Consider the following 24,776-nt stretch of genomic DNA (forward strand, 5'->3'; position numbering starts at 1 on the left):
GAATTATCCGCAGCCGACAATGCCACCCCACCACTCGTCAGAAATCTCGCCGTCGGCGAGCAGCATCGAGGGTCCGCGCAGGAAGCTGGATTCGCCGGTGATCGTCACGCACACCTGCCCACCAGGGATATTGACCACGAGCTCGCCGGTGTCCTGCCCCAGGTGGCGCAGTCCCGCATATGCGGCGGCCACGGTTCCCGTTCCGCAGGAGCGTGTCTCGCCGACACCGCGTTCGTGAACCCGCATGTGCACCGCGTCGCCTGGACCACCGGAAGGCGCCGTCAGTACCTCGACATTGACCCCATCGGGGAACAGCGTGTCGTCGAACGCAACGGGAGCACCGACGTCGAGCATGCGCAGCTCTTCGGTAGTCAGGCCCGCGTCCACGCAGGCCAGGTGGGGATTGCCCACGTCGATGGCCAGACCCGAGAACCGCCGTCCGCCGACGGTCGCCTGCCCCGCCCCGAATTCCTTCACTGCCCCCATATCGACGGTGACATCGGCGGCGAGCTGGCTCCAGGAATTGATGCGCACCGGACGTGGCCCCGCCAGCGAGGCGACCACGAACTCGTCACGGTGCTCCAACCCCATCGACCGCAGATAATGCGCGAAAACCCGGACACCATTCCCGCACATTTCGGCAATCGAGCCGTCGGCGTTTCGGTAGTCCATGAACCAATCTTCACCGCTCACACCTGCGGGTTTCTCGGCAAGAACCCCGTTCTCCAGGGCCGCCCCCACCGTGGTCACCCGCAGCACCCCATCGGCCCCGAGACCGCGCTGCCGATCACACAACGCCTGAACAGCGGGCACCGACAGCTCTCGCTTGACGTGGACGTCCGGCAGCACCACGAAGTCGTTCTGGGTGCCATGACCCTTGGTGAACTTCACGTCTTCGAGGATAGGCGCCAGCGCGACTCGATTTCGCCGGCAACCCCGTCGGAGTCGGCAGCGTCATCACCGGCCAGCCAAACGACGCGATGATCGCGACCAAACCACGACCGCTGCCTGCGCACGTAGCGCCGGGTGCCAATGAACGTGAGCTCGCGCGCCTGCGCCAGCTCTTCAGGTCCCGCCCCGGCATCCAGCGCGGCGATCACCTGGGCATATCCGATGGCTCGCCCGGCCGTCACGCCCTCACGCAGCCCGATGCCCAGCAGGTGCTCAACCTCCGAGACAAACCCTTGCTCGAACATCAGATCCGTCCGCTGCGCGATGCGTTCATCGAGTTTTTCTGTCGCCCAATCCAATCCGACGATCATGGTGTCCCACCGCGGCGCACCGATGGTCGGAGCGGATGCCGCGAACGGCTGACCAGTGAGCTCGATGACCTCCAGCGCACGTACCGTGCGCCGCCCGTCGGTGGGCAAGATGATGGCCGCGGCGGCCGGGTCGCGCGCGGCGAGCTCGGTGTGCAGGGCGGCCACTCCGATCTGCGCCAGCCGCTGCTCCCACCGCGTCCGCACCTGCGGATCCGTCGCAGGAAACGTCCAATCATCCAGCAGCGCTTGGATATACATCATCGATCCGCCGACAATCACCGGCACATGCCCGCGCGCACGGATGTCATCGATGGCCGCGACGGCCGCTTGCTGATAGGTGGCGACGGTGGCGGTCTCGGTCACGTCCAGCACGTCGAGCAGGTGGTGCGCAATCCCGCGGCGTTGCGCCGGCGGCACCTTGGCCGTTCCGATGTCCATCCCGCGATACAGCTGCATCGCGTCGGCATTGACGATCTCGCCACCGAGCCGCTCGGCGAGATCCAGCGCCAGCGCCGACTTGCCGGTGGCGGTGGGACCGATGACCGCAATGGGCCGCGTCACGACACGCGCCAGGTGCCCGCGAAGTACCCCACCCCATACGGAGAGCCGCGGTACAAGCACTCGGCCTGAATGGGATCGGAGCCCACCAACCCGGCGAGCACCTGGTAGGCGACACCTCCGCTGATGACGTCCGGCAAATGATGCAGCGAGGCCGCATCGCCCTGCGTCAGCGCCTCGGACAGGGCGCGCTGCGCGTCCTGTGCCTCGGGCCGGTAGCCACCGGGCGCCTTGTCCGTCAGGGAGTTGGCGCCGTCGGCGATGACGACAACACCCATCGCCCCGTCATACGCCTCGAGTGAGGCTAGTTCCCGACGCAATGCCGTCCCGAACGCGATGCCGTCCCCATTAACCAACCGCGCCTCGACCTCGTCGGCGGTCGCACGCTGGCGCAGCCATCCGGCGATGAGCACCGGCAACGGAAGTTCTGTCGGCGGCGCCGCCGCGGACGAGAGTGAAACACGCTCGTCAACGCCGTATCCGGCGAAGGTGCCCGACGCATCGCTGCCATACCGGCCCTCGCCGACTCCGATCGCGAGCCACCGAGTAGGCAGGGTCCGCACTGCGGCAATGGCCGCCTCACGCAGGTCGGCCGTTTCGGCCGCGGCCTCCCCACCCAACTCGGGTACCAGCAGCGGGGTCGACGGGCAGATCGCTATCGATAGGTCCACGACTTACCCGACTTTCTGCGCAGAGGAGCCGATATCCTGAGCTGGGACGGCGTGCGCGGTGCACTGATGGATGACGTCACCGAATGCGACGCAGGCAGCAGCCCCGACGGCAAGGACCGACGCGATATCCGCATCGGACATCGCGGCCTCCTCGCGGATCATCTGGCACATGTTCGCCCGTGCGACGATGACACCTGTTTGAATGAACGGTGTAGTGAGCTTAGGGCGCCGTGTTGCGCGGCAACAATTGTAGGAAGAGGTTTCGATGCCGGATCAGTCATCACAGCAGGACGGGGTTGCTCCCGCCCCCCAGCCCGGAGTTGCTCCCGTTCCCCGGCCGGGGCCCAAACCTCATCCCATGCCGCGGCGTCCTGCGGCGGCACCGGCGCCGGCGGCACATCACGTTGACCCGCACAAGTTCGGCCGCGTGGACGACGACGGCACCGTCTGGCTGATCACTGCCGCTGGAGAGCGTCAGATCGGGTCCTGGCAGGCCGGAGATGCCGACGCCGCGTACGCGCATTTCGGCCGCCGGTTCGAGGACCTGGAGACCGAGGTCCAGCTGTTGGAGCTTCGGCTCGGCTCGGGCTCGGGCGACGCCCGCAAGATCAAGACCGCCACCGAGCACCTGGCCGAGTCGCTACCTACTGCGGCAGTCCTCGGCGATGTGGATGCACTCTCGGCGCGCCTGACCGCACTCCTCGAGTCCGCGGACACGCAGGCCGCCGCGCTGCGCGCGCAGCGCGACGAGGCCCGTTCGGCGAGCATCTCTCGCAAGGAGGAACTTGCCGCCGAGGCCGAGGAGCTCGCCACCAATTCCACGCAGTGGAAGGCCGCCGGCGATCGGATCCGGGCCATTCTCGACGAGTGGAAGTCCATCCACGGTGTCGACCGCAAGACCGACGATGTGCTGTGGAAGCGGTACTCGGCGGCGCGCGAGACGTTCAATCGCAGGCGCGGTGGGCATTTTGCCGAAATGGACCGCGATCGAGCAGGAGCTCGGGAGAAGAAGGAAGAGCTCTGCAAGCGGGCCGAAGCGCTCTCGGATTCCACCGACTGGGGTGCCACCGCGGCGACGTTCCGGAACTTGCTCAATGACTGGAAGGCCGCCGGGCGTGCGCCCCGGGAAACCGACGACAATCTGTGGCACCGTTTCAAGGCCGCGCAGGATAAGTTCTTCTCGGCGCGCAACGCCGAATCCGCGTCCCGCGATGCCGAATTCGTGATGAATGCGGACGCCAAGCGCGCATTGCTGGTGGATGCGGAGAAGATTGATCCGGACGCCGATGTGGATGCCGCGCGAGCGGCGTTGCGCTCCATCGGCGACAAGTGGGATGCCATCGGCAAGGTGCCGCGCGAGCAGCAGCCTGACCTGGAACGGCGGCTGCGTGCGGTGGAGAAGAAGGTGCGCGACGCAGGGGAATCCGGCTGGGGAGACCCCGAAGCCGAGGCGCGCGCCGAGCAATTCCGCGACCGAGCACGCCAGTTCGAGGACCAAGCCGCCAAGGCCGAGGCCGCCGGCAAGTCCAAGGATGCCGAGAAGGCGCGGGCCAGCGCCAAACAGTGGCAGGAATGGGCCGACGCGGCCGTTGCCGCCGTCAAGAGCCGGTCGCGCTAGGAACCGCTTTCGCGGAGAACGCACTCACGTACAGAAAGAAACGAAAATCTGTACCTGAGTGCGTTTTCGCGCTAGTTCGGCTCTTCCTCGTCGCCGCGCGCCTCGTCGAGGAAGGTGCGCGTATCGCGTTGCGCGGCCTCGCGGCGTTCCTGCTCGGCGGCGAGCTGCACTGCGGTGCGTGACCACACCACGCGCGCCCAGTGAAAGGTCAACAGAATGACGGCAATCCAAGCGACTACAAGGCCGATACCCGGCCCCGGATGCCCGACACCAGCGGTTTGACGCGTCCAAATCGCCAGCATGCCAATCGCACTGGCCACGAACGAACCCGCCAGCGCGATCCAGGACAGCACCCATCGGCGTGTCAGTAATGCCAGCATGGAGAAGCCGACGCCGAAGACCATCGCGAGCCACACGAAGATCCGGGAGGGCACCCGTACGGATTCCTGATCGGCGATGGCCGCATTGACCAGAACGTCAAAGCCCTTGGCCAGGCCCGTGTGCGGGAGCACGAAACTCAGCAGCAGCACAAAAACGAGGACCGCAACCACCAGCGCGCGGGCACCCGGATCGATCTCACCGGCGACCTTCTTCTCGGCCGCGTCGATGTCCTGGCGGAACTCCTCGAATTCGGAGTCGTCCTTCTCGTTCATAGCCCGCATCCTGCAACCTCAATCTTCGGTGGCGCCCCAATCGGTGGCATGCCCAAGCCGATCCCCGCTGTACTCGGCTTCTGGCCAGACGCGTGCGCATCGCCCGCCCGGGTGCGCCGATGGCTCAGCACTCCCCCGTCGGCGATGAGATGGTGCGGCGCCGCACCGGTGACCTCGACGGTGATGACGTCCCCGGGGCGCAGCTCCTGGTCGACGCACCCCTGCGGCTGGAAGTGCACCAGACGGCCGTCCCGGGCACGTCCGCTCATCCGGAAGGTCGCACCGTTCTTGCGGCCCTCGCCGGTAGCGATCAGCAGCTCGACCTCGCGACCGACCTGCTTCTGGTTCTCTTCCAGGGTGATGGACTCCTGGAGCGCAATGAGCCGCTCATACCGTTGCTGCACAACGGCTTTAGAAATCTGATCGGGAAGCTCGGCGGCCGGGGTGCCTGGACGAATCGAGTACTGGAACGTAAAGGCGCTGCAGAACCGGGCGCTACGCACAACCTCAAGCGTCTGTTCGAAGTCCTCTTCGGTCTCGCCGGGGAAACCCACAATGATGTCGGTGGTGATGGCGGCATCCGGCATGGCCGCGCGCACATTGTCGATAATCGACAGGAAACGATCGGACCGGTAGGAACGACGCATCGCCTTGAGGATGCGGTCCGAACCGGATTGCAACGGCATGTGCAACTGCGGGCACACATTCGGGGTCTGCGCCATCGCCTCGATGACGTCGTCGGTGAATTCGGCCGGGTGCGGCGAGGTGAATCGCACGCGGTCCAAGCCCTCGATGCGGCCGCAGGCACGCAGCAGATCAGCGAAAGCGCCACGGTTACGCGGAATTTCGGGATCGGCGAAGTTGATGCCGTAAGCGTTGACGTTCTGGCCCAGCAGCGTCACCTCCAGCACGCCCTGATCCACCAATGCCTGCACCTCGGCGAGGATGTCGCCGGGACGGCGGTCGATCTCCTTGCCACGCAAGGAAGGAACGATGCAGAACGTGCAGGTGTTGTTGCAGCCCACCGAGATTGACACCCAGGCGGCGTATGCCGATTCGCGGGTCGCCGGCAACGCCGAAGGAAAGTGTTCGAGCGCTTCAACGATCTCGACCTGGGCCTCGTTGTTGTGGCGGGCGCGCTCCAGCAGCGTCGGCAACGATCCGATGTTGTGGGTGCCGAACACGACATCGACCCACGGCGCCTTGTCCAGCAGGCCCTCGCGATCCTTTTGCGCGAGGCATCCACCGACGGCGATCTGCATGTTCGGATTGGCGGCCTTACGCGGCGCCAGGTGGCTGACGTTTCCGTACAGCTTGTTGTCGGCGTTCTCGCGCACGGCGCAGGTGTTGAAGATGACGATATCGGCGTCGGTACCGTCGGGCGCCTTGACGTATCCGGCCGCATCCAGGAGACCCGACACCCGCTCGGAGTCGTGCACATTCATCTGGCAGCCGTAGGTGCGGACCTGATACGTCCGGACGGCCGAATCCTCGGAAGTCACGGAACTGGTCACCGACTTATGGTACGTGCCCGCCATCGGGCGGTTTTCGCGACGGATCGGTCAGGTATCTGCTTTGTCCGACAAGATCCGTTGTTCGGATCAACACGACAAGCGTGCCCAGTCCCAGGAAAAACCAGTTGGTGGCATTCTCAGGCGCACGAACGACATCGGGTACAAACACCAAGGCCACGAGCAACCAACCGAACCCGAACACCAGCCGGCCCCCGGCACGACTCTTCCAATCACGCCTTGTTGGACGCTCAATCAGGCGCCAATGGCTGTACAACAGCAACAGCGCGGCGGCAACAATCAGGGCAACCCCAAGGTCGACGACCACGGCACACCAATCCCACGGGCGAGCCGCCCCGAGCGCGGCGAAGACTGCACCCGTAGCGAATGGCGCCGCGCCGACCAGACCCATCACGATTCCCGGCCAAATCACTCTCAGCACGCGGCCCCACCCGCGGATCCAGCTATCGACGCTCATGACCGGTCTTGACGCGCTTCCCTGCGTGCATCCACCACGTGCACGATGAGACATACGAAAACAACTGACCACATGCCCGCAACCATGATCCAGAACCAGTCGTTGTGCCTGACAAACAAGCTCGCGGCACCAAGCGCAGCGAGCGATGTGATGATCGACTCGAGCGACACGAGCCGCCACGGTCGCCGCAGCACCGCCAGACGATGATCGCGCGGCTGCGCAACAAAGGCCCGCCAACGCTCGTCGGCACGATACGACCAATTGGTCAACAGGTATACAGACCATCCGAACAGAAACCACGCAATCGGTTCGCCTGGCTTACCGAGCACGAAAACTAACATCGTCATCTGAACCACTGCCGCCAGCGTCACCAGCAAGCACAGAACCCATGAAGGTCGCCTACTTGTCTCGCCTAGGGACACAACGTCGGTCTCGGTCGCGTGTCGAGGAGGCACCTGCACCGTGAGCTGAGTTCGCCGAGCCATGATCCGGCTCAGCGCCGAGGGCAGCAGCGCCAGTCCCCACACCAGGCTGATCACGGCAATCCACCACTCGAAGAACTCCCCGCCGTTCGCGACCGTCAACACAAACCCGGTGATCATTGCTCCAGCGCCAACAACCATGGCGACCGCCTTGGGGCGTGACCCAACAAACGTGGAGCCGCGATGCGTGGTCACGCCGCCGACCCTGACCCGTTCTTAGAGTGACGTCCGGATGAGTCCAGTGACCCGCCCATCTCGATGGCCGCCTTGGTTCCTGCCCACAGAAACAGGCCGGCCTTGCCCCATTCCCCCGCCGAAAGGTCGGGGAGTTTCGTGAGCACCATGATCACAGCGCCCACTACCGAACCAAGCGCAAGCACCGCGCTCAGCGTTGGCCGTCGCACGCCCGGCCACGGTGGGCGCAGCGGGTAGCGGTGTTGCATCACCGCGTGCAGCACTAATCCGCTGGCGAGCGCAAGCGCGATCAGCGCCATGCTCCACTGTGGTTCGTCACAGGCGGTGCGAGCCTTAACGATGAATGCCATCGCAAAACAGCCCGCCGCACCGAGGTTGGCCGCAATTTTCCAGCCAGGTAAAGACGGCTTCACAGGCTCTACGCCATCTTTATCGACGAAGTAGGCGAACCCGATGAAAAGGATGGCGCCCACGGAGAACCAGGAATCAGGCTTTCCCGGTTCGAGTATTAAGTCAGGTACGCCAAGCACCAGTGCGACGACGACGGTGCCAAAGATCCCCCACACCGACGGCTTTGTCGCTGTCGATTCGGTCAGCACACCTTGCCGGAGGCTGGTTAGCGCAGCCCAGAATACGAATGCCCCAATCACCAAACCGAGAACTCCGGTGACCCATCCTCTGATAGTTGCCCCGTTCACCACTACCACAGGAAATGCGGTGATGAGGCAGAGAGAGGCGACAAGAATTCCGAATGCCGTCGTTCGCGAGCCCGCCATTTTGGGCAGCCCCCGAATCTGCATACAGCGAGTATGGCAGAAGTTTGCTATGGCTGGCCACGGGGCGTACCAGATCATTCCTTTGCGACGTCGCTGCCATGTCGTTCCACCCTGCAAAGCTGAGAGGACCCCGTATGGTCTGTCCATGCCGGTGAGCACCGACACCTCAACGAGCGGGGACAACGCCTCCGCAACAAGCACCCCAATGATCTCCCTGGAGCATGTCGAGAAGCATTTCGGCGACCTGCACGTCCTCAAGGACATCACCCTCGACATCCCGCGCGGTCAGGTCGTCGTCATCCTCGGCCCCTCCGGCTCGGGCAAGTCCACGCTGTGCCGCACCATCAACCGTCTCGAACCCATTGACACCGGCACCATCCGGATCGACGGCGATGTGCTCCCCGAGGAGGGTCGCGCTTTAGCCGGCCTGCGCGCAGAAGTCGGCATGGTGTTCCAGTCGTTCAATCTCTTCTCGCACAAGACAATTCTCGATAATGTGACCCTGGCACCGATGAAGGTCCGCAAGCAAGACAAGGAGTCCGCTCGCAAACGCGGACTCGAACTGCTCGAGCGCGTGGGGATCGCAAGCCAGAAGGACAAGTACCCGGCGCAGCTGTCCGGCGGGCAGCAGCAGCGTGTGGCCATCGCCCGATCGCTGGCGATGGGGCCCAAGGTCATGTTGTTCGACGAGCCCACCTCGGCCCTGGATCCCGAGATGGTCAATGAGGTACTGGACGTCATGGTCTCGCTGGCCAAAGAGGGCATGACGATGCTGGTGGTCACCCACGAGATGGGCTTCGCACGCAAGGCCGCCGATCGCATCATCTTCATGGCGGACGGCGCGATCGTCGAAGACTCGGACCCGGAGAGCTTCTTCACAAATCCGCAGTCCGACCGCGCCAAGGACTTCCTCGGCAAGATCCTCGGGCATTAGATGCAGCACCCCCGACGCATCGGCGCGCTGGTGGCGGCGGTGGCCTTGGTGGCCACTCTGATCAGTTCCTGCGGCAGCAACGAGCCACGACAACTGCTCGCATCGATCCGCAGTGGCACCGTCATCTTGGGCACCAAGTTCGACCAACCCGGCCTGGGACTGCAACATCCCGACAAGAAGATGAGCGGATTCGACGTCAAGGTCTCCGAATACGTCGTCAATGCCATCGCCGACGAGCTCGGTGTGAAGCACCCCACCATCCGTTGGTACGAGACACCGTCGGCCCAGCGCGAGCAGTTGATCGACAACGGTTCGGTGGACATGATCGCCGGCACCTACTCGATCAACTACAACCGCGCCCAGAAGGTGTCCTTCGCCGGGCCGTATCTCATTACCTATCAAGGACTTCTGGTTCGCAAGGCGGACAACTCGCTGAACAAGCTCGATGACCTGAACCGTGGCAAGAAGCTGTGTTCGGTCTCCGGCTCCACCCCGGCCCAGAACGTCAAGAATCTGCTGACCGGAACGCAGCTTCAGGAATTCGATTCCTATTCCTCGTGCGTGGAGGCGCTGCGCCGCGGCAAGGTGGACGCGCTGACCACCGACGAAACCATCCTGGCTGGGTACGCCAAACGCTATGAGGGCGAGTTCAAGCTGATCCAGATGAACTACGAGCTCACCGGGCCGCTGTGCGTCGGGAAGCCCAAGAAGCAGAAGGCAAACGGCGATCCTTTCTCCAAGGAGGTTTACGGTATCGGGCTGGCCAAGGACGACGTCACGTCCATCGAGGCCGTCGACCGGGCCCTGAACAAGATGATCGCAACTGGCACGTGGGATACCACCTTGCGGGATGCACTGGGCAACAGCACGATTGATGATTGGGAACGACGAGCCACCAGCCGTACCTACGATCTGCAGCCGACGCCGTCGGTCACGTCTATCGAGAAACTCACCGCCAGTAAGCCCACCGCCGATGCCGCATGCGAGGCCAAGAAATGAACGGGCTGTGGGCGAACATGGGGCCGCAGCTGTTGCCGGCGTTCTGGACCACCATCAAGCTGTCGTTCTTCTCCGCCGTCGGCGCGCTTATCTGGGGCACGATTCTGGCGGGGCTGCGAGTCTCTCCGGCACCGATCATGCGGTCCTTCGGCACCTGGTACGTCAACATCGTCCGAAACACTCCGCTGACACTCATCATCATCTTCTGCTCGGTGGGCCTGTATCAGAACCTCGGCATCGCACTGGCCCCCGAAAATTCGAACTTCATCAAGAACAACAACTTCTGGCTGTCGGTACTTGGATTCGTTTTGTATACAGCGACTTTCGTCTGCGAGACGCTGCGCTCGGGGTTCAACACCGTCCCACTGGGGCAGGCGGAGGCCGCACGCTCGCTCGGGCTGCCGTTCATCAAGGTGCTCGGCCTCATCGTCCTGCCGCAAGCGCTGCGCTCCGTGCTGGCCCCGATGGGTAGCGTGCTGATCGCCCTCGTGAAAAACACCTCGATCGCCTCGGCAATCGGCGTCGCCGAGGCCGCGCTGCTGATGAAGTCGGAGATCGAAACGTTCGCCGATCAGATCGTGTGGATCTTCCTCATCATCGCGGCGGGATACATGGTCATCACTCTGGCGATCGGTTTTGCATTCGGATACTTCGCCAAGCGACTGGCGGTGAAACGATGAGCGACACCGCTACCGTCATGTACGACGCGCCCGGACCCAAGGCGCGCGCTCTCAATCGCATCATCACCCTGGGATTCGCCGCGCTGGTGATAGCGCTTGCGGCATGGGTGATCTGGACCCTCGCCGCCAACGAGCAGTTGACCTCCGAGAAGTGGTCGCCGTTCCTACACCTGGACACGTGGACGACGTACATCCTGCCGGGCCTGCTCGGAACTGTCTCCGCCGCCGCACTGTCCATCGTCTTCGCGTTGGTGCTCGGAGCGGTGCTCGGCATTGGACGGCTGTCGGAACACCGCGGCGTGCGCTGGATTTCGGGTGCACTCGTGGAGTTCTTCCGGGCCATCCCGGTACTGATCCTGATGATCTTCGCCTACTACCTGTACGGACAGCAGGCGATCTTCCCTTCGCAGTATCTGGCCTTCACTGCGGTGGTGACGGGCCTGACGCTGTACAACGGCTCGGTGATCGCCGAGATCCTGCGCTCGGGGATCGAGTCACTTCCGCGCGGGCAGTCCGAGGCGGCCGTCGCGCTGGGCCTGCGCAAATCGCAGATGATGCGGCTCATCCTGCTCCCCCAGTCCATTGCCGCCATGCTGCCCGCGCTCATCTCACAGATGGTCATTGCGTTGAAGGACTCCGCGCTGGGCTATGCGTTCGGCTACATCGAGGTGGTGCGTTCGGGTATCCGTTCGGCGTCCTACTACGGGAACTATCTGCCCGCACTGGTGGTGGTCGCCGTCATCATGATCGCCATCAACTTCGCACTGTCTTCTTTGGCCACCAAGATCGAACGCCAACTGCGCGAGGGCCGAAAAAAGAAGAGCCTCATCGAAGTTCCTCACGCGCAGCCCGAGCCCGGGTCGGCAACCAAGGATCTTCGGCAGGACCACGGCGAGTAGTCACTGGATCGGCAGCGGCGAGTCGTCGCCGGCGGGGCGCGCACCGAAGACACGGCGCTGCGTTTCCTCGATCCGGGTGTCGTTGATACTGGCCTCGCGCCGGGACATCAAGCCCTCGGGGGTGAACTCCCACAGCTCGTTGCCGTAGCTGCGCCACCATTGCCCGGCCTCGTCGTGCCACTCGTATTGGAATCGTACGGCCATCCGGTTCTCCCGGAATCCCCACAGCTCCTTGCGGAGCGCATATCCGTTCTCCTTGGCCCACTTTCGGGCGAGGAAGGCGATAATCTCGGCGCGCCCAGTAATGAACTCGTCGCGATTGCGCCACACCGAATCCTCGGTGTAGGCGGCGGCGACCTGCTCGGGGTCGCGGGTGTTCCAGGCATTCTCGGCGGCGCGTACCTTCACGCGGGCGGACTCAATGTCAAAGGGTGGAATGGGTGGGCGCATGAGCTCTCTTCCTTATCTACAGTGGCGGATTGGCGGGCGAAGGTTCAGCCTGCCCCCATCGCAGCGGGCTGGCGTTGATGGTCTCGACGACCTCGTCGACGGTGAAGTCGACGGAGCATTGTGCACCCGGCGCAAAGGTGCCCGAGTCCCAGTTGAGGCGCGCGGTCCCGGTGAGCTGGACTGTCGACCCGGTGTGCCAGTTCGGGATCAGCAGAGCACACTGCGGATTGACATGCAGGTTCCCGAGCGTCATGAACATCGAGTTGCCCACATAGTCGGGCCAACGCAATGTGTTCGGCGAGAGCGCCTGCAGGAAACCTGGATTGCCGCCGCGGTGCGATGCATCCGCGTTGCCGTCCTGGTCGGCTGTTCCGATGATGAAGGTGTCCGTTGACGAGATCGCATGTTGCAGTTCAGTGTTGAGATGGTTGGTACGGCGCGGATCCGCGGGCAATCCGTGACCGATGCCCGAGATATCTCGCCGCGCAATGTATTTAGGGCAGTTCGAGTACACCTGATCAGTGGTGATGATCAGACCCGCCCCCGACGGCTCGGCGGCGCCGTTGACGCGCATCCGGCGCCGACGCTGCGGATGCAGTGCGATCATGCCGACCCTGCGCTCGGACCGCAGCGCCTCAACCAACGGATCCCCGTGGACCGGTACACCGTCAATGGCGATGGTTCGGGCGTCGGTCGCGTGCGCGAAACCGGGCGGACCAATGATCTGGCTCGCCCACATCCTGCCGTCATCGTCTCGCGCCGAGACGAACACCATCGGCTGGGCGGCCAGAAAGGCCGCCGCAACCTCCGGTATCTCCGCCGAGATGATTCGCCCAACTCGAATGGCACTGTCGGACTGCCCCATTCGTCGCTGGACGGCAAGCTCGCCGGCGTGATAGGTCATCTCAGAAGAACCCGCAGGTCGGTGCGTCGTCAAATGGTGCCGCATGCCGTTCGACACCCGTGGATGCAAAAACCTCGAGACGGATTCCGTCGGGATCGGTGAAGAAGATTCCACCGGAGATGGCACCTTCCTGGTGTGCGACGACTCCGTCGTGGACGAACGCTGTTGATAGTTCCTTGAGCACCGCCTCCACGTCCTTCACCTGCGCTACCGAATCCACTTGGAATGACAAATGGTGCAAGCCCGGCGTGGCCGCTGAGAATTCCCCATGGCTCTGTTCCCACAGGGTGAGCACCGGGACACCATCGAATCCGAGGAACGCGAACCGCTGGGTGCCGTCGGCGCTCCGCACCAGCTCATCGAATCCGAGCGCCCGGCGGTAGAACTCGACCGACCTTTCCAGGTCGCTGACATTCAGTCCGATATGGCCGGTGACCACCCGCGGTGCGATGACAGTGCTCATAAATTCTCCTAACCTATAAATTTGCGTTACCGGTTAGACCGTATCCACACCGCGGAGACATTGTCAACCATCTAAATGATGTTTATCGGTTAGAATTGATAGCGCACGTCGACCCGGGAAGGAGGCAGCTAACCTCAGGCCATGTCCGATCCACGTCCCCATCTCGGCGAACCGCTCGCGCTGGATCTCCTGAACACCCGGTGGATGAGTGGCGATGGACCACAGGATCTGCTCACCGATCTCGATGGCCTGCGAATCTGGTTGCACACCAACGATCTTCACGGCCGATGCACCGCCAACGAGAAGACTCGGGAGGCGCTACTAATCGCGCGTGACGCGATTTACCACGCGGTCAAGGATTCCCGGTTCGACAGCATCAATGCCGTGTTGTCCCACGGCTCGATCCGCCGCTCCCTGGCCATCGACGGGCCGGTCGACACCGCCGAAGTGTCCGAGCCGAAGTGGCTACCCGGCTGGCTGGCCGCCGACAACCTGCTGACCCTGCTATCCGACTCCCCCGATCGGATCAAGCAGTGCGCCCATCCGCAATGCGTGCTGTTCTTCTACGACACGTCCAAGAACGGGGCACGCCGGTGGCATGCCATGGCGACCTGCGGCAACAGAGCGAAGGCCGCTCGGCATTACGCCAAAAACACGTGATCAGACGTCACACCCGCACCACACGATAGATTCTTACTCAACTATCACAATCGAAGTATTACGCAACAGGTACCACTCCGTTACCATAATCCTCATGCGAAACATCGTATTGACCATCGGCGTGTCCGTCGCTTTTGTGGCGGCGTGCGCGGGGGCGGCACTCACGGGTGCACCGGTGGCCTACGCCGCACCGCTGAACTTTGATTGCCTGCAGGTCGCGACCCCGGTCGGAATGAACCTGACCTGTGTGAATCCGACGCCGTTCACGATGGACGCACATTTCAAGGGCAACTGTGGTCCGCTCCCCATGCTCAATGAGGACACCGAGATCGGACCATTCAAGACGATTTCGCGCCAGGTGCCGTGCCTGCCCGGCGTTCAGTCTCCGTCGGCCGAAGCGTCGATGAGCATGCGATCCAACAATCCGGACGAGGGCGATCCGCCGCCGGCGCCGGCACGTCCCTTCGGGCTCTAGCGCAGCCTGCACGACGTCACTCACGGTCGACGGACCACACACGCGAGATCGCGGATTGGTTACCCGACGTTGCGGCGGTCGTTCTCTGAAGCAAGCGCGTTCTTTACGATGTCGTAGGCCATGGATTGGCTGTACCCTCGGCGCGCCAGCATGGCGACCAGTCGTCGCGCGGCCCTGATCCCACCGTCGTCGAGGTTCTCGGATTTCAGTTTCTTGGCGACAAGCTGCACCGCCCGAGTTCGTTCGGCGTCGCCGTCAATCTGCGCCAACGCGGCGGCAGCGTTCTCGGCAGACACTCCCTTGGCGCGCAGCTCGGCCGCCAAGGCACGCTTGCCTTTTCCAGCATAGGTATGCCGGGACTGCACCCACTGGGTGGCGAAATCGGCGTCGTTGATCAGCCCGGCGGCGGCCAGCCGGTCCATGACCGGATCGGAAACATCATCGGGGTACCCGCGCCGGGCCAGCCTTTCGGTCAGCTCGGCGCGGGTACGGGCCCGACTTGTCAGCAGGCGAAGGCAATACGACCACGCCTGCTCATCCCGCGAGTCAACCGGTTCACGCGTCGGGGCTTCGGGTACCGACGCGACCCGGACTCGCAGTTCGTCTAGGGCTTCCGCCGAGTCCCTAGAAGTCGACTGGGGCCGGGACGACTTCGTCATCGGTCAGCACCGCTCCGATACCGAGCTTTTCCTTGATCTTCTTCTCGATCTCGTTGGCGACATCGGCATTCTCCAACAGGAAGTTTCGGGCATTCTCCTTGCCCTGGCCCAACTGCTCACCCTCGTAGGTGAACCAGGAACCGGACTTGCGGATGAAGCCATGCTCCACACCCATATCGATGAGCGAGCCCTCCTTGGAGATGCCCTTGCCGTAGAGGATGTCGAACTCGGCCTGCTTGAACGGCGGCGACACTTTGTTCTTGACCACCTTGACGCGGGTGCGGTTACCCACCGCGTCAGTGCCGTCCTTGAGGGTTTCGATGCGGCGCACATCCAGACGCACCGAGGAGTAAAACTTCAAAGCCTTACCACCCGTGGTGGTTTCGGGCGAACCGAACATCACACCGATCTTCTCACGCAGCTGGTTGATGAAGATTGCAGTAGTGCCTGAGTTGCTGAGCGCACCGGTCATCTTGCGTAGGGCCTGGCTCATCAGGCGGGCCTGCAGACCGACGTGGCTGTCACCCATCTCGCCCTCGATCTCGGCACGTGGCACCAGCGCGGCCACCGAGTCGATGACAAGGAGAGAAATGGCACCGGAGCGCACCAGCATGTCGGCGATTTCCAGAGCCTGCTCACCGGTATCCGGCTGAGACACCAGCAGCGAGTCGGTGTCGACACCGAGCTTCTGAGCATAATCCGGGTCCAGCGCATGCTCGGCGTCGATGAACGCGGCGATACCGCCGGCCGCTTGCGCATTGGCGACAGCGTGCAGCGCCACGGTGGTCTTACCCGAGGATTCCGGGCCGTAGATCTCCACCACGCGGCCACGGGGCAGCCCGCCGATGCCGAGCGCCACGTCCAGTGCGATGGATCCGGTCGGGATCACGGAGATGGGCTGGCGCACCTCGTCGCCCAGCCGCATGACCGAGCCCTTACCGAAGCTCTTGTCGATTTGTGCGAGCGCGAGTTCGAGGGCCTTCTCGCGATCCGGTGCCTGCGCCATGGTGTTCTCCGTTTCGTATCGGTGTTCGAAGATCGGGTTCCCGATCGGTTGAGGGGGACGCTAAGCGACAGGTCCGACAAGTACCTTTGACCTGCACCGTCGTGACTTTTCGCGAGAATCATCACCTCGCTCGAACACCGAAAGAGTATGCCGAACACCTGTTCGAATCAAGCAGGCGCGCCGTAATCGGCGTGTCGTGGCGAAACCTAGGCCGTGGCGAAAGTATCCAAGACGAATCCGCCATAACCGGCGATCTCGAAGAGAAGGAACCTCACCACTGATCGCGCGGGACGTCGAAATCGGCGCACAGCGCCCGCCAGACATCCCGCGGCTCCGCCCCGTCTTCGACGGCCTGCGCCGCGGTGCGTCCGCCCATCGCCGCCAGCACGTGGTCTACCAGCACGGACGAACCGTAGATCGCACCGAACCGACCGGTGACAAGCTCGTGGAACTCCATCAGACGCACACCGTTACCTTAGGGCCGCCAACGCGTCCTGGCACACCCGTACCGGATCCTGCACGTCGATGGCGCCCGCAGCAGCCCGACGAGCCGCCTCGGTGTACCGCTGCTCCCCCAACACACGACCGACGGCCGCGGCCAAAGAATCCCGGGTCAACGGTCGCACCAGCTCGGCACTGCCCTGGCGCACAACACGATTCGCCAATTCCCACTGATCGCCGCCACCGGGAACCACCACCACCGGCACCCCGGACAGCAGCGCCTTGCTCAGAAAGCCATGCCCGCCACCGCAAATCGCCAGATCCGCCCCGGACAGCAACAGGTCCTGACGCGCCAGTCCGGCAACCGCCCATGACGGCAACCCCGACGGCGGCGGTTCCAGCGCGGAGATGACCACACGTGCGCCCGCCGACTCCAGGGCCTGCACGGCCAACTCGGTCATCCCCTCGGCCCCGGTGAACGCAGTGGACGGCGCGATCACGACCACCGGACCCGTACCCGAGGGCGGCGCCAGCTCGACATCCGTTGGCTCCCAATGCAATGGTCCCACCAATACTGCCTCGTCCGGCCAGTCCGGACGAGGCACCTCCAGAGCGGGCAACGTCGCGATCAGCCGTCGAACAGGTCCGGGATCACGGGCCGGCAATCCGATCTCTGCCCGAACCGTCGAGCGCTGCTGCAATCCCTTGTCAATCGACCTCTGCGTCAGCCGGCGCATCAGGCCGTCGCGCAGCCTGCCGCGCCAACCGATCCCGGGCGCAAGACCGCTTCCCAACGGCGGCAACCCTTTTGACGGCAGATACAGCGGGTGCGGGTTGAGCTCCACCCACAGCACTCCGAGCAGCTCGGCGGCCATGCCACCGCAGGCGGTGATCACATCGGAAACGATGAGATCGGGTGCCAGGTCCCGCAGTTGGTCAAGATTGGCGACCGCCATGTGTGCCGCACGTTGATGGATCTTGGCGCCCGAGTCCTCGTCGTCGTCATCGACCCGCGGCTGCAGTCCGAGGAGTTCGACCGCCTCGAGTCCCGCGGCACGCGCCGCCTCCAGCCAGCGCGTCCCCGTCAACAGCACCGGATCGTCCCCGGCAGCGGCGAATTTCAGACACAAAGCGATGGCGGGAAAGGCATGCCCAGGATCGGGACCGGCGACCACGGCGACACGCACCGCCCTACCCTGCCACAGCGATTCGGACTACGTTGAAACGCATGACCGACACCACGCTGGAACGCCGCACCCTGACCCCAGCCGAAACCGTCACCCGCTTCCTGGAAGCCGCCCAGGACGGCGACACCGAATTCGCCGAGAGCGTTCTGGACGAGAACCTCGTGTATCAGAACGTGGGTCTGCCAACCATTCGCGGACGCCGTGCCGCACTGAAGATCTTCGAGCCTCTCAAACGCCCGGGCTTCGGGTTCGAGGTGCAGATCCATCGCACCACCACCAACGGAAACACCGTGATGAACGAGCGTCATGACGCGATCATCATCGGACCGCTGCGCCTGCAGTTCTGGGTGTGCGGGGTTTTCGAGGTCTCCGACGAGGGCACCATCACCCTGTGGCGCGACTACTTCGACATGTTCGACATGTTCAAGGCCACGTTGCGCGGTCTGGTGTCCATCCCCATCCCCGCGCTGCGGGCTCGGTTCTGACATGGCCTCCCATACGACCCCAGTACTCCCGATCGACGACGCGGCCGTCATCGTCGAGGGTTTGTGGGACGCGATGCTCCTGGGCGATATTGCGGCAATCCACGAATCCCTCGATGAGAATGTGCGCTGGGAGAACGTCGGCGCACCGACGGTTCGCGGCAGAAAAGCCGTGATGCGCGTTCTGAGCCTCATGAACAGCCCGTGGGCCGGATTCGACGTGAAGATCCACCGGATAGCCACCGAGGGCAACACTGTGATGACCGAGCGGACCGATGTGTTGATCGCGGGCCCGCTTCATGTCGGCTTCTGGGTGGTCGGTGTCTTCGAGTTGTCCGACGAAGGCAAGATCACCCTCTGGCGCGACTACGGCGACGTCTGGAATATCACCAAGGGTTTCGCGCGCGGCCTCCTCGGGATCGTCATCCCGTCCCTGCGCCCGAAACTCTGAGCATTACGGCAGCGGAGTCCTGTCGGTCTCCTTCACCGCGCGGTACAGCAGCACGCCACCGAGGATCAGCACCCCGACCACCAGTATCGGGATCAAGAGTTTGAAGATGGCGCCCACCACGAGGAATGCCAGCCATACGACCAGCAGCACGCCAATGATCGTCCACAACACGGATACCCACCGTTCTCTCGACTCACTGCACTTAACGCAAGCCTGGCAGGGGAATTGGCGGCTGAGGAACCCCCGAATCCGAAAGATCAGGGAAAGATCGGGGTTTACCCTGACAGCTGGCCGAGCTCGTCGAGCGCACCCGCCCAGCCGGTGAGACGATCGGTGGCCGACACCAGGTCATCGAAGAGCGGCCCGCGCGACATCGGTGATGCGATCGCCACCCCACCGTTGCCTGCCGATACCAACTGCGCTGCCGCGGTGACCAGCTCGTTGTATTGCCGCACTCCCGTATCAAGCTGCGCAGTGAACGCGTTGATGGTCGGCTGTAGGTATTCACGGGTGTGCGGGGCCTCAACAGCTGCCCGCTCCATGGACACCACTTCCTTGGCGGTCGCCGCCAATACGAAGGCCGCCTGATTGGCAGCCGAAAGAACCTGGTGCCCTTCACTTTCCGGAATCATATTGCCGCGTTCCACCACGCCAAGTAGGGAAAATAGCCCGCGTTCGGCGGCGTCCAGGGCCGCCATCGGGGGGCGCGCGGCTGATCCGGGAGGCGGCAGTCGTCGCTCCACTCCGGGACGCGGAGGCGGCAGCGGTTCGGCCTTGAGGTAGCGATACCGCACCAGCAGATAGGTCGCCGGGATCGCGCAGCCGGCGGTGATCAGGGCCGGGATGATCAGCATCCAGGCCGGCGCACCGGTGGTCGCGAGCACCGCGGTGACGAGCAATCCCGCCGCGCAGGCCAGCGCCCAGCGGATACTCCAGCGCTTGGCGCGCAGCCGCTTTCGCAGCATCTTCTCGCGTTTGTCGGACATCGCGCGCACCCGGGCGGCGAGCTCCTCACCGAGGTCGTTGACGTTGGTGACCATGCGGCGCAACAGCTGCTCCCAGCCACCTTGCACCGCGGCGCGACGAAGTGGCTGGGGCGTCATATTCACATTGTGCCCGAAAAATTCACTGTCGCCGAGTGTGAATGTCAGTGCGACAAATCCGCCGAGTGTGCGCGACAGCGCTCACACTCGGCGGATGAAAAGAACGGAGATTACTGCTGGCCCAGCGGATTGGCCGGATTGACGGGCTCACTAGCGGCCGGCGCCGGGGCCGCGGAACTGCCGGTGGGCAGGGCTTCCCCTGCCATGGAGGCGCGGATCTGCTCCAGCCGCGAATGCCCCGCCATCTGCACGCTCGCCTGCTGTACCTCGATCATGCGGCCCTGCACCGAGCCCTGCGCCAGCTCCGCCGAGCCCAGAGCATTGGCATAGCGACGCTCGATCTTGTCGCGCACCTCATCCAGGCTCGGGGTGTTACCGGGGGCGGCTAGCTCACTCATAGAACGCAGCGAGGCAGACACCTGCTCCTGCATCTTGGCCTGCTCCAGCTGGCTCAGGAGCTTGGTGCGCTCGGCGATGCGCTGCTGCAGCATCATCGCGTTCTGCTCCACGGCCTTCTTGGCCTGCGCGGCTGCCGCGAGTGCCTGATCGTGCAGCGCCTTGAGGTCCTCGACACTCTGCTCGGCGGTGACCAGCTGAGCAGCGAAAGCCTCGGCGGCATTGTTGTATTCGGTGGCCTTCGGGGCATCACCCGTGCCGGTCGCCTGGTCAGCCAGGGTCAGCGCCTGGCGAACGTTGACCTGAAGCTTCTCAACATCGGCGAGCTGACGGTTGAGTCGCATCTCGAGCTGACGCTGATTCCCGATTACGGACGCGGCCTGCTGCGAGAGCGCCTGGTGGTTCCGCTGGGCCTCTTCGATGGCCTGCTGAATCTGCACCTTCGGGTCTGCGTTCTCGTCGATCTTTGCGTTGAACAGTGCCATGAGGTACTTCCACGCCTTGACGAACGGGTTAGCCATGGGATCGATCCGCCTTCTGCTTGGATGCCGGTAGTCGCCGCTGCCTACGACCGCGTGGGTCTCAACTTATCGGTTGCACGCCGATCCCCACACCCCCTACTGGGCGCAAAACAATGCGACCGCCACAGTAGTTAGGCAGCGGCCATTGCGCGAACCTGTGGGATGACCACCTTGGTGGTGACATCGATCCCACTGAGCGACCTCGCCGCCTGCGGAGCCTCACGGCGCGCCAGCCGCACGCTGACCTCGGACAACACCTGCGACATCGGGACCTCGAGCGCGCCGCAGATAGCGGCCAGCAGTTCACTGGAGGCTTCCTTGCGTCCACGTTCCACCTCGGACAGGTACCCCAAGCTGACACGCGCAGTGTCCGACACTTCACGCAACGTCTTACCCTGCCCGCTGCGGGCACTCCGCAGGGTGTCGCCGATGGCTTCTCGAAGCAACAGCGCCATGTCTGTCTCCCTTTCGTCCAGCAGCGTCCTGGACGAACCCGTCCACGCTGCGTCGTACTTGAGCCTGACTTACTCAACGTTGCCATGCACTCAGAGGTTCCCGCGGGGTGATTGACGCCTCAATCCAAGACCGCGCCGGCAAGTTCGCGCACGCCACATGACCGACTGAATGTGAGTTGACCCATAAACACGGTCCCTCAACCGACCCCTCTGGCAAATATGCGATAGGAACATTAGGTCCTCGCCTGCGAGGCGATAGGTCCTCGCCTGCACGACGATTGAGACTCCCTACATGCAGTGCTGCACTGATATTCCCCTACTTCTGAAAGGCGCACATGATTCGGGTCGGGCTCGGTAGTAAATGTGTTGGCTCGATACGAGCTAGTACCGCGAGATGGGGTGCCGTTCTTACCGTGCTTCTTGCCGCACCCATCTCGGGGCAGCTGGCGCTCACGGGTGTCGCGCATGCCGGTCTTGACGACCAGCTAACGACCGTCGACGGCAAAGGAAGGACTCTGCGGATCCAGCAATGGGACACCTTCCTCAACGGGGTGTCACCGCTGGACCGGAACCGGTTGACCCGTGAATGGTTTCACTCTGGCCGGGCGATCTACGAGGTGACGGGGCCAGACGCCGACTCTTTCGAAGGGACCCTGGAGTTGGGCTACCAGGTGGGATACCCATGGTCGTTGGGCGTCGGACTCAACTTCAACTACACGACCCCGAATGCATCCGCCCTGTACGGGATTCCGAACCCCGCAGTCGCCGGACCCTCACTTGCCGGAGAGCTGGCGAGGGCCGCCGCGGCGCAAACCCCACCGAATCTAGCCAACGTCAATTCCGGCGCAGAGGCATCCTATGTACAGACCACCAACCTGTTGCCGAGCGCGGGCATCAACATCGATTTGAGCAATGGCCCAGGCGTTCAAGAAGTCGCGACGTCCTCGGTGGGCGTCAAGGGCGCCAAAGGTGCTGTCGCGGTGAGCAACGCACACGGCACTGTGACCGGGGCGGCCGGAGGCGTACTGCTGCGCCCCTACGCTCGGCTGACTAGCTCTAGTGGCGACAGTGTGACCACATACGGCGAGAACTGGAATATGAACTAGCCGCTTTCATCCCGATCAGACGAAGGCGCCGCGGCGAGCCCATGTGGTGATTCCTCGGCCAGCCCGAATCGTCGGTGCAAAGCCGCTAAAGGCTTGGGGGCCCACCAATTCCACCGACCCGCAAGTCCCATGAATGCCGGCACAAGAACCATCCGAATCAGTAGTGCGTCAGCTGCCACGGCTACAACCAGACATACCGCGAACATCCGTACGAATGCCACCTGAGCTGAGCTCATTGCCGCAAAGACGATGCACATGAGCATCGCCGCCGCGGTTACTACCCGGCCCGATGTCGCGATACCCCGTGCGACAGCCTCTGCGTTGTCAGCCCGGGTTTGCGGGGACGCCAGCCATTGTTCGCGTATCCGGGCGACGATGAACACCTCATAGTCCATGGACAGCCCGAATGTCAGCACGGCGACGAACACAAGCATGTTCAACACCAGCGTCCCGGTCGGCGAAGTACCAAAGGCGCCCAGGTGCCCCTCCTGAAATATCCACACCACTACACCTAGTGCAGCGCTCAGCGCGAGCAGATTCAGCAGCAACGACTTAATCGGGATTATTACGCTGCCGGTTAGCAGGAACAACAGCAATAGGGTGCTCAGCGCGATGAGGGCACCGACTGTTGGCAGCTTGTCGAGCACGGCGGCGTTCGAGTCGGTGCTCAGCTGTTCCTGGCCGGTGAACTGCGCGACCGCCGGATGTGGTGCAGGGACTGCATGCAATGCCCGCAACTGGTTCCGGGCCGGCGCGGAAAACGCCTCAATTGTCGGCGATCGGATGACGGTCAACCAGACGACGGCGTCCTTCTTCCCCGTCACGTAGGACGGAGCGCCGACCCGCGCGCCGTCCTGGTGAGCGCCGTCGGGGGCGTTGACGCTCTGGACTCCCGGAACCAGGGACAGCTGGTTCGCATAAGCGGACAGCTCCGGGGTGCCCACAGAACCGGCATCCGACAAGACAATTGACGTCACGTCCGACGGGTTGACCCGGAACTCCGATTGCACAGCCTCAGCCACCTGCCGCGCCGTCGACGACGACGGCAGGATCCGTTCGGTGGGCATACCGAATCGGATGCCCAGGACCGGAGCAGCGAGCACGAACAACACCGCGGCCCCGCCGGCCAGCGCCGGGACGGCGTTCCGCATGGCGCGTCTGGCCGTTCGGTACCAGAAATTCTGGGTGATATCGGCGGAGACTGCGATGGCCGCTCCGTCGCGCTTGCCCTTGAGCCGCCGCCGCAGCGGCGCGTAGAGGTCCAGTGTCTCGATACGGTCGCCCAACAGCGCAATCAGCGCGGGCGCTACCACGACGGTGGACACCGCCGCGACGGCCACCACGCCGATACCGGCGTATGCCATCGACCGCAGGAAGTACAGCGGGAACAGTGTCAGTGCGCTCAGCGCCAGGATCACCGTGACCGACGAGAACAAGACCGTACGTCCGGCCTTGGCAACCGCCCTACGAAGCGCCTGATTGCGATCCCCGCACAGTCGTGCCTCCTCCCGGTATCTGCTGAGCAAGAGCAGTGTGTAATCGATACCGAGTGCCAGAGCCAGCGCGGTCGTAACGTTCATCGCGTAGATGGATACGTCCGTGACGCTGGTAAGTAGACGCAATTCGGCGAGCGTGGCCGCAATGGCGATCCCACCGACCACCAGCGGCAGCAGTGCCGCGTAGATGCCCCCGAAGATGGCCACCAGGGCGAGGAAGCTCAGCGGTACCGCGATCACCTCCATCACGAGCAGATCCCGCTGACTCTGATCGGCGATCTCCGACTGCACCATCGCCATTCCCCCAGCGGTCACCGTGAGGCCGTCGTCCGTGCCCTCGACACGGTTGGCTATCGCCTTCGCATTCTTGGGAGCCCACTCCTCACCTCCAGAGATCGCCGCGACGACGAGCGCCGATTTCCCGTCGCTCGAAATGAGCGACCGCGCCATAGACCTCGACGCGGTCCATGGTGCGAGCACCGAGGAGACACCCGCGGACGACCTGATCCGCTCCACCAGTTGCGTACCGGTTCGCGCCACCGTGGGATCGTCGATACCGGCTTGAGCCCTCACGAGCAGGGTGAGATCCATTTCCTGCTGGCTGAAGTGCTGGGATAGCAGCTGATTGGCTCGGGCTGATTCGGAGTTCTGGCTGAGCTGCCCACCGGCCAAGAGATGATCGACGGCAGTGCTGCCCACCAGACCGCACACAACCGCCAGAAACGTGACAGCGAGCAGTATCCGTTTAGGTGACGTGATAGCCCGGTTGACGATGCGTTCAAACACAAGTCTGCCTGTCTGCAGC

At 63.7% G+C, this 24,776-nt stretch carries 31 protein-coding genes; 10 read left to right on the forward strand and 21 right to left on the reverse strand.

The annotated features are described in order from the left end of the window. Positions 1-3: 3 nt before the first annotated feature. From dapF to FZI91_RS19520, 4 genes are read right to left on the reverse strand one after another with little or no spacing between them, the layout of a single operon-like run. The gene (gene dapF, locus FZI91_RS19505) at positions 4-891 is read right to left on the reverse strand and encodes a diaminopimelate epimerase (RefSeq protein ID WP_162525997.1); all 888 of its coding nucleotides are present in this window, start codon (positions 889-891) and stop codon (positions 4-6) included. Beyond that, positions 888-1,823, reverse strand: a complete 936-nt coding sequence (gene miaA, locus FZI91_RS19510) for a tRNA (adenosine(37)-N6)-dimethylallyltransferase MiaA (protein WP_162525996.1) — start codon at positions 1,821-1,823, stop codon at positions 888-890. Before miaA ends, dapF begins: the two co-directional genes overlap by 4 nt. Further along, positions 1,820-2,491 (reverse strand): hypothetical protein, encoded by a 672-nt coding sequence (locus FZI91_RS19515; protein ID WP_162525995.1) that lies wholly within the window; start codon positions 2,489-2,491, stop codon positions 1,820-1,822. Before FZI91_RS19515 ends, miaA begins: the two co-directional genes overlap by 4 nt. A gap of 3 nt (positions 2,492-2,494) precedes the next feature. Beyond that, on the reverse strand, positions 2,495-2,653 hold the full coding sequence (locus FZI91_RS19520) for a hypothetical protein (protein ID WP_155940710.1): 159 nt from the start codon (positions 2,651-2,653) through the stop codon (positions 2,495-2,497). Positions 2,654-2,849: 196 nt separating this feature from the next. Between FZI91_RS19520 and FZI91_RS19525 the strand changes: the two genes are divergently transcribed. Then, on the forward strand, positions 2,850-4,109 hold the full coding sequence (locus FZI91_RS19525; protein WP_203448817.1) for a DUF349 domain-containing protein: 1,260 nt from the start codon (positions 2,850-2,852) through the stop codon (positions 4,107-4,109). 71 nt (positions 4,110-4,180) lie between these two features. On the opposite strand, the gene FZI91_RS19530 is transcribed toward FZI91_RS19525, so the two are convergent. The 5 genes from FZI91_RS19530 to FZI91_RS19550 are packed head-to-tail and all read right to left on the reverse strand — an operon-like array spanning position 4,181 to position 8,228. After that, on the reverse strand, positions 4,181-4,771 hold the full coding sequence (locus FZI91_RS19530) for a hypothetical protein (RefSeq protein ID WP_375234358.1): 591 nt from the start codon (positions 4,769-4,771) through the stop codon (positions 4,181-4,183). Then, complete coding sequence (gene miaB, locus FZI91_RS19535) at positions 4,759-6,300, reverse strand: tRNA (N6-isopentenyl adenosine(37)-C2)-methylthiotransferase MiaB (protein ID WP_155940714.1); 1,542 nt, start codon at positions 6,298-6,300, stop codon at positions 4,759-4,761. Before miaB ends, FZI91_RS19530 begins: the two co-directional genes overlap by 13 nt. Further along, positions 6,281-6,751 carry a hypothetical protein gene (locus FZI91_RS19540; RefSeq protein WP_155940716.1) on the reverse strand — a complete coding sequence of 157 codons (471 nt, stop codon included), beginning with the start codon at positions 6,749-6,751 and terminating at the stop codon, positions 6,281-6,283. Before FZI91_RS19540 ends, miaB begins: the two co-directional genes overlap by 20 nt. Beyond that, positions 6,748-7,428, reverse strand: coding sequence for a hypothetical protein (locus FZI91_RS19545; protein ID WP_155940717.1), 681 nt, complete (start codon positions 7,426-7,428; stop codon positions 6,748-6,750). Before FZI91_RS19545 ends, FZI91_RS19540 begins: the two co-directional genes overlap by 4 nt. Continuing rightward, positions 7,425-8,228: a hypothetical protein gene (locus FZI91_RS19550; protein ID WP_155940718.1), complete on the reverse strand. Its 804-nt coding sequence runs from the start codon at positions 8,226-8,228 to the stop codon at positions 7,425-7,427. Before FZI91_RS19550 ends, FZI91_RS19545 begins: the two co-directional genes overlap by 4 nt. A gap of 181 nt (positions 8,229-8,409) precedes the next feature. On the opposite strand from FZI91_RS19550, the gene FZI91_RS19555 reads away from it, so the two are divergent. The 4 genes from FZI91_RS19555 to FZI91_RS19570 are packed head-to-tail and all read left to right on the forward strand — an operon-like array spanning position 8,410 to position 11,716. Continuing rightward, a complete protein-coding gene (locus tag FZI91_RS19555) occupies positions 8,410-9,138 on the forward strand; it encodes an amino acid ABC transporter ATP-binding protein (protein WP_162526011.1) in 729 nt (242 codons plus the stop codon). Continuing rightward, positions 9,139-10,137: a glutamate ABC transporter substrate-binding protein gene (locus tag FZI91_RS19560; RefSeq protein ID WP_155940721.1), complete on the forward strand. Its 999-nt coding sequence runs from the start codon at positions 9,139-9,141 to the stop codon at positions 10,135-10,137. It begins immediately after the preceding gene. Further along, on the forward strand, positions 10,134-10,817 hold the full coding sequence (locus FZI91_RS19565; RefSeq protein ID WP_155940722.1) for an amino acid ABC transporter permease: 684 nt from the start codon (positions 10,134-10,136) through the stop codon (positions 10,815-10,817). The genes FZI91_RS19560 and FZI91_RS19565 overlap by 4 nt, the downstream gene beginning before the upstream one ends. Continuing rightward, positions 10,814-11,716 (forward strand): amino acid ABC transporter permease, encoded by a 903-nt coding sequence (locus FZI91_RS19570; RefSeq protein WP_155940723.1) that lies wholly within the window; start codon positions 10,814-10,816, stop codon positions 11,714-11,716. Before FZI91_RS19565 ends, FZI91_RS19570 begins: the two co-directional genes overlap by 4 nt. Here the strand turns inward: FZI91_RS19570 and FZI91_RS19575 are convergent, their stop codons facing one another. The 3 genes from FZI91_RS19575 to FZI91_RS19585 are packed head-to-tail and all read right to left on the reverse strand — an operon-like array spanning position 11,717 to position 13,533. Continuing rightward, positions 11,717-12,166, reverse strand: coding sequence for a nuclear transport factor 2 family protein (locus FZI91_RS19575; RefSeq protein ID WP_155940724.1), 450 nt, complete (start codon positions 12,164-12,166; stop codon positions 11,717-11,719). 16 nt (positions 12,167-12,182) lie between these two features. Continuing rightward, complete coding sequence (locus FZI91_RS19580; RefSeq protein ID WP_155940725.1) at positions 12,183-13,070, reverse strand: pyridoxamine 5'-phosphate oxidase family protein; 888 nt, start codon at positions 13,068-13,070, stop codon at positions 12,183-12,185. A gap of 1 nt (position 13,071) precedes the next feature. Beyond that, complete coding sequence (locus FZI91_RS19585; RefSeq protein WP_155940726.1) at positions 13,072-13,533, reverse strand: VOC family protein; 462 nt, start codon at positions 13,531-13,533, stop codon at positions 13,072-13,074. Positions 13,534-13,674: 141 nt separating this feature from the next. Here FZI91_RS19585 and FZI91_RS19590 point away from each other — a divergent pair, with 141 nt between their 5' ends. Both FZI91_RS19590 and FZI91_RS19595 read left to right on the forward strand, forming a co-directional pair. Further along, positions 13,675-14,193, forward strand: a complete 519-nt coding sequence (locus FZI91_RS19590) for a CGNR zinc finger domain-containing protein (protein ID WP_155940727.1) — start codon at positions 13,675-13,677, stop codon at positions 14,191-14,193. Between the two features lie 94 nt (positions 14,194-14,287). Beyond that, on the forward strand, positions 14,288-14,668 hold the full coding sequence (locus FZI91_RS19595) for a hypothetical protein (protein WP_155940728.1): 381 nt from the start codon (positions 14,288-14,290) through the stop codon (positions 14,666-14,668). Positions 14,669-14,727: 59 nt separating this feature from the next. Here the strand turns inward: FZI91_RS19595 and recX are convergent, their stop codons facing one another. The 4 genes from recX to FZI91_RS19615 all read right to left on the reverse strand — a co-directional run bounded on the left by recX (position 14,728) and on the right by FZI91_RS19615 (position 17,961). Next, on the reverse strand, positions 14,728-15,327 hold the full coding sequence (recX, locus tag FZI91_RS19600) for a recombination regulator RecX (protein WP_155940729.1): 600 nt from the start codon (positions 15,325-15,327) through the stop codon (positions 14,728-14,730). Further along, on the reverse strand, positions 15,293-16,333 hold the full coding sequence (gene recA / locus FZI91_RS19605) for a recombinase RecA (protein WP_155940730.1): 1,041 nt from the start codon (positions 16,331-16,333) through the stop codon (positions 15,293-15,295). The genes recX and recA overlap by 35 nt, the downstream gene beginning before the upstream one ends. Before the next feature lie 271 nt (positions 16,334-16,604). Continuing rightward, the gene (locus tag FZI91_RS19610) at positions 16,605-16,790 is read right to left on the reverse strand and encodes a DUF3046 domain-containing protein (protein WP_155940865.1); all 186 of its coding nucleotides are present in this window, start codon (positions 16,788-16,790) and stop codon (positions 16,605-16,607) included. 13 nt (positions 16,791-16,803) lie between these two features. Next, positions 16,804-17,961 carry a glycosyltransferase gene (locus FZI91_RS19615; RefSeq protein ID WP_162525993.1) on the reverse strand — a complete coding sequence of 386 codons (1,158 nt, stop codon included), beginning with the start codon at positions 17,959-17,961 and terminating at the stop codon, positions 16,804-16,806. A 41-nt stretch (positions 17,962-18,002) separates the two neighbouring features. Between FZI91_RS19615 and FZI91_RS19620 the strand changes: the two genes are divergently transcribed. Both FZI91_RS19620 and FZI91_RS19625 read left to right on the forward strand, forming a co-directional pair. Next, positions 18,003-18,446 carry a limonene-1,2-epoxide hydrolase family protein gene (locus FZI91_RS19620; RefSeq protein WP_155940732.1) on the forward strand — a complete coding sequence of 148 codons (444 nt, stop codon included), beginning with the start codon at positions 18,003-18,005 and terminating at the stop codon, positions 18,444-18,446. Position 18,447: 1 nt separating this feature from the next. Then, positions 18,448-18,894 (forward strand): limonene-1,2-epoxide hydrolase family protein, encoded by a 447-nt coding sequence (locus FZI91_RS19625; protein WP_155940733.1) that lies wholly within the window; start codon positions 18,448-18,450, stop codon positions 18,892-18,894. Positions 18,895-18,897: 3 nt separating this feature from the next. On the opposite strand, the gene FZI91_RS19630 is transcribed toward FZI91_RS19625, so the two are convergent. From FZI91_RS19630 to FZI91_RS19645, 4 genes are all read right to left on the reverse strand, one after another. Beyond that, positions 18,898-19,065 carry a hypothetical protein gene (locus tag FZI91_RS19630; RefSeq protein ID WP_162525979.1) on the reverse strand — a complete coding sequence of 56 codons (168 nt, stop codon included), beginning with the start codon at positions 19,063-19,065 and terminating at the stop codon, positions 18,898-18,900. Positions 19,066-19,169: 104 nt separating this feature from the next. After that, a complete protein-coding gene (locus FZI91_RS19635; protein WP_155940734.1) occupies positions 19,170-19,997 on the reverse strand; it encodes a phage shock envelope stress response protein PspM in 828 nt (275 codons plus the stop codon). Between the two features lie 110 nt (positions 19,998-20,107). Next, positions 20,108-20,914: a phage shock protein PspA gene (gene pspA, locus FZI91_RS19640; protein ID WP_155940735.1), complete on the reverse strand. Its 807-nt coding sequence runs from the start codon at positions 20,912-20,914 to the stop codon at positions 20,108-20,110. Positions 20,915-21,045: 131 nt separating this feature from the next. Then, complete coding sequence (locus FZI91_RS19645) at positions 21,046-21,369, reverse strand: helix-turn-helix domain-containing protein (RefSeq protein WP_155940736.1); 324 nt, start codon at positions 21,367-21,369, stop codon at positions 21,046-21,048. A gap of 413 nt (positions 21,370-21,782) precedes the next feature. Between FZI91_RS19645 and FZI91_RS19650 the strand changes: the two genes are divergently transcribed. After that, positions 21,783-22,475 carry an MspA family porin gene (locus FZI91_RS19650; protein ID WP_309224119.1) on the forward strand — a complete coding sequence of 231 codons (693 nt, stop codon included), beginning with the start codon at positions 21,783-21,785 and terminating at the stop codon, positions 22,473-22,475. Here FZI91_RS19650 and FZI91_RS19655 read toward each other — a convergent pair. Continuing rightward, positions 22,472-24,757, reverse strand: a complete 2,286-nt coding sequence (locus tag FZI91_RS19655; RefSeq protein WP_162525992.1) for an MMPL family transporter — start codon at positions 24,755-24,757, stop codon at positions 22,472-22,474. The two genes, FZI91_RS19650 and FZI91_RS19655, sit on opposite strands and share 4 nt — an antisense overlap. Positions 24,758-24,776: the final 19 nt, after the last annotated feature.

It is taken from the genome of Mycobacteroides sp. CBMA 271 (assembly GCF_009729205.1).
Classification (GTDB): domain Bacteria; phylum Actinomycetota; class Actinomycetes; order Mycobacteriales; family Mycobacteriaceae; genus Mycobacterium.

Bases quoted from the DNA above. Each gene is read 5' to 3' on its own strand.
- recX (WP_155940729.1), bottom strand. From the start codon at position 15,327: ATGACGAAGTCGTCCCGGCCCCAGTCGACTTCTAGGGACTCGGCGGAA.
- FZI91_RS19520 (WP_155940710.1), bottom strand. From the start codon at position 2,653: ATGATCCGCGAGGAGGCCGCGATGTCCGATGCGGATATCGCGTCGGTC.
- FZI91_RS19570 (WP_155940723.1), top strand. From the start codon at position 10,814: ATGAGCGACACCGCTACCGTCATGTACGACGCGCCCGGACCCAAGGCG.
- FZI91_RS19635 (WP_155940734.1), bottom strand. From the start codon at position 19,997: ATGACGCCCCAGCCACTTCGTCGCGCCGCGGTGCAAGGTGGCTGGGAG.
- FZI91_RS19620 (WP_155940732.1), top strand. From the start codon at position 18,003: ATGACCGACACCACGCTGGAACGCCGCACCCTGACCCCAGCCGAAACC.
- FZI91_RS19645 (WP_155940736.1), bottom strand. From the start codon at position 21,369: ATGGCGCTGTTGCTTCGAGAAGCCATCGGCGACACCCTGCGGAGTGCC.
- FZI91_RS19560 (WP_155940721.1), top strand. From the start codon at position 9,139: ATGCAGCACCCCCGACGCATCGGCGCGCTGGTGGCGGCGGTGGCCTTG.
- recA (WP_155940730.1), bottom strand. From the start codon at position 16,333: ATGGCGCAGGCACCGGATCGCGAGAAGGCCCTCGAACTCGCGCTCGCA.
- FZI91_RS19525 (WP_203448817.1), top strand. From the start codon at position 2,850: ATGCCGCGGCGTCCTGCGGCGGCACCGGCGCCGGCGGCACATCACGTT.
- FZI91_RS19555 (WP_162526011.1), top strand. From the start codon at position 8,410: ATGATCTCCCTGGAGCATGTCGAGAAGCATTTCGGCGACCTGCACGTC.
- FZI91_RS19595 (WP_155940728.1), top strand. From the start codon at position 14,288: ATGCGAAACATCGTATTGACCATCGGCGTGTCCGTCGCTTTTGTGGCG.
- FZI91_RS19625 (WP_155940733.1), top strand. From the start codon at position 18,448: ATGGCCTCCCATACGACCCCAGTACTCCCGATCGACGACGCGGCCGTC.
- FZI91_RS19580 (WP_155940725.1), bottom strand. From the start codon at position 13,070: ATGACCTATCACGCCGGCGAGCTTGCCGTCCAGCGACGAATGGGGCAG.
- miaB (WP_155940714.1), bottom strand. From the start codon at position 6,300: ATGGCGGGCACGTACCATAAGTCGGTGACCAGTTCCGTGACTTCCGAG.
- FZI91_RS19565 (WP_155940722.1), top strand. From the start codon at position 10,134: ATGAACGGGCTGTGGGCGAACATGGGGCCGCAGCTGTTGCCGGCGTTC.
- FZI91_RS19530 (WP_375234358.1), bottom strand. From the start codon at position 4,771: ATGCGGGCTATGAACGAGAAGGACGACTCCGAATTCGAGGAGTTCCGC.
- pspA (WP_155940735.1), bottom strand. From the start codon at position 20,914: ATGGCTAACCCGTTCGTCAAGGCGTGGAAGTACCTCATGGCACTGTTC.
- FZI91_RS19540 (WP_155940716.1), bottom strand. From the start codon at position 6,751: ATGAGCGTCGATAGCTGGATCCGCGGGTGGGGCCGCGTGCTGAGAGTG.
- FZI91_RS19550 (WP_155940718.1), bottom strand. From the start codon at position 8,228: ATGCAGATTCGGGGGCTGCCCAAAATGGCGGGCTCGCGAACGACGGCA.
- FZI91_RS19590 (WP_155940727.1), top strand. From the start codon at position 13,675: ATGTCCGATCCACGTCCCCATCTCGGCGAACCGCTCGCGCTGGATCTC.
- FZI91_RS19575 (WP_155940724.1), bottom strand. From the start codon at position 12,166: ATGCGCCCACCCATTCCACCCTTTGACATTGAGTCCGCCCGCGTGAAG.
- FZI91_RS19585 (WP_155940726.1), bottom strand. From the start codon at position 13,533: ATGAGCACTGTCATCGCACCGCGGGTGGTCACCGGCCATATCGGACTG.
- FZI91_RS19610 (WP_155940865.1), bottom strand. From the start codon at position 16,790: ATGGAGTTCCACGAGCTTGTCACCGGTCGGTTCGGTGCGATCTACGGT.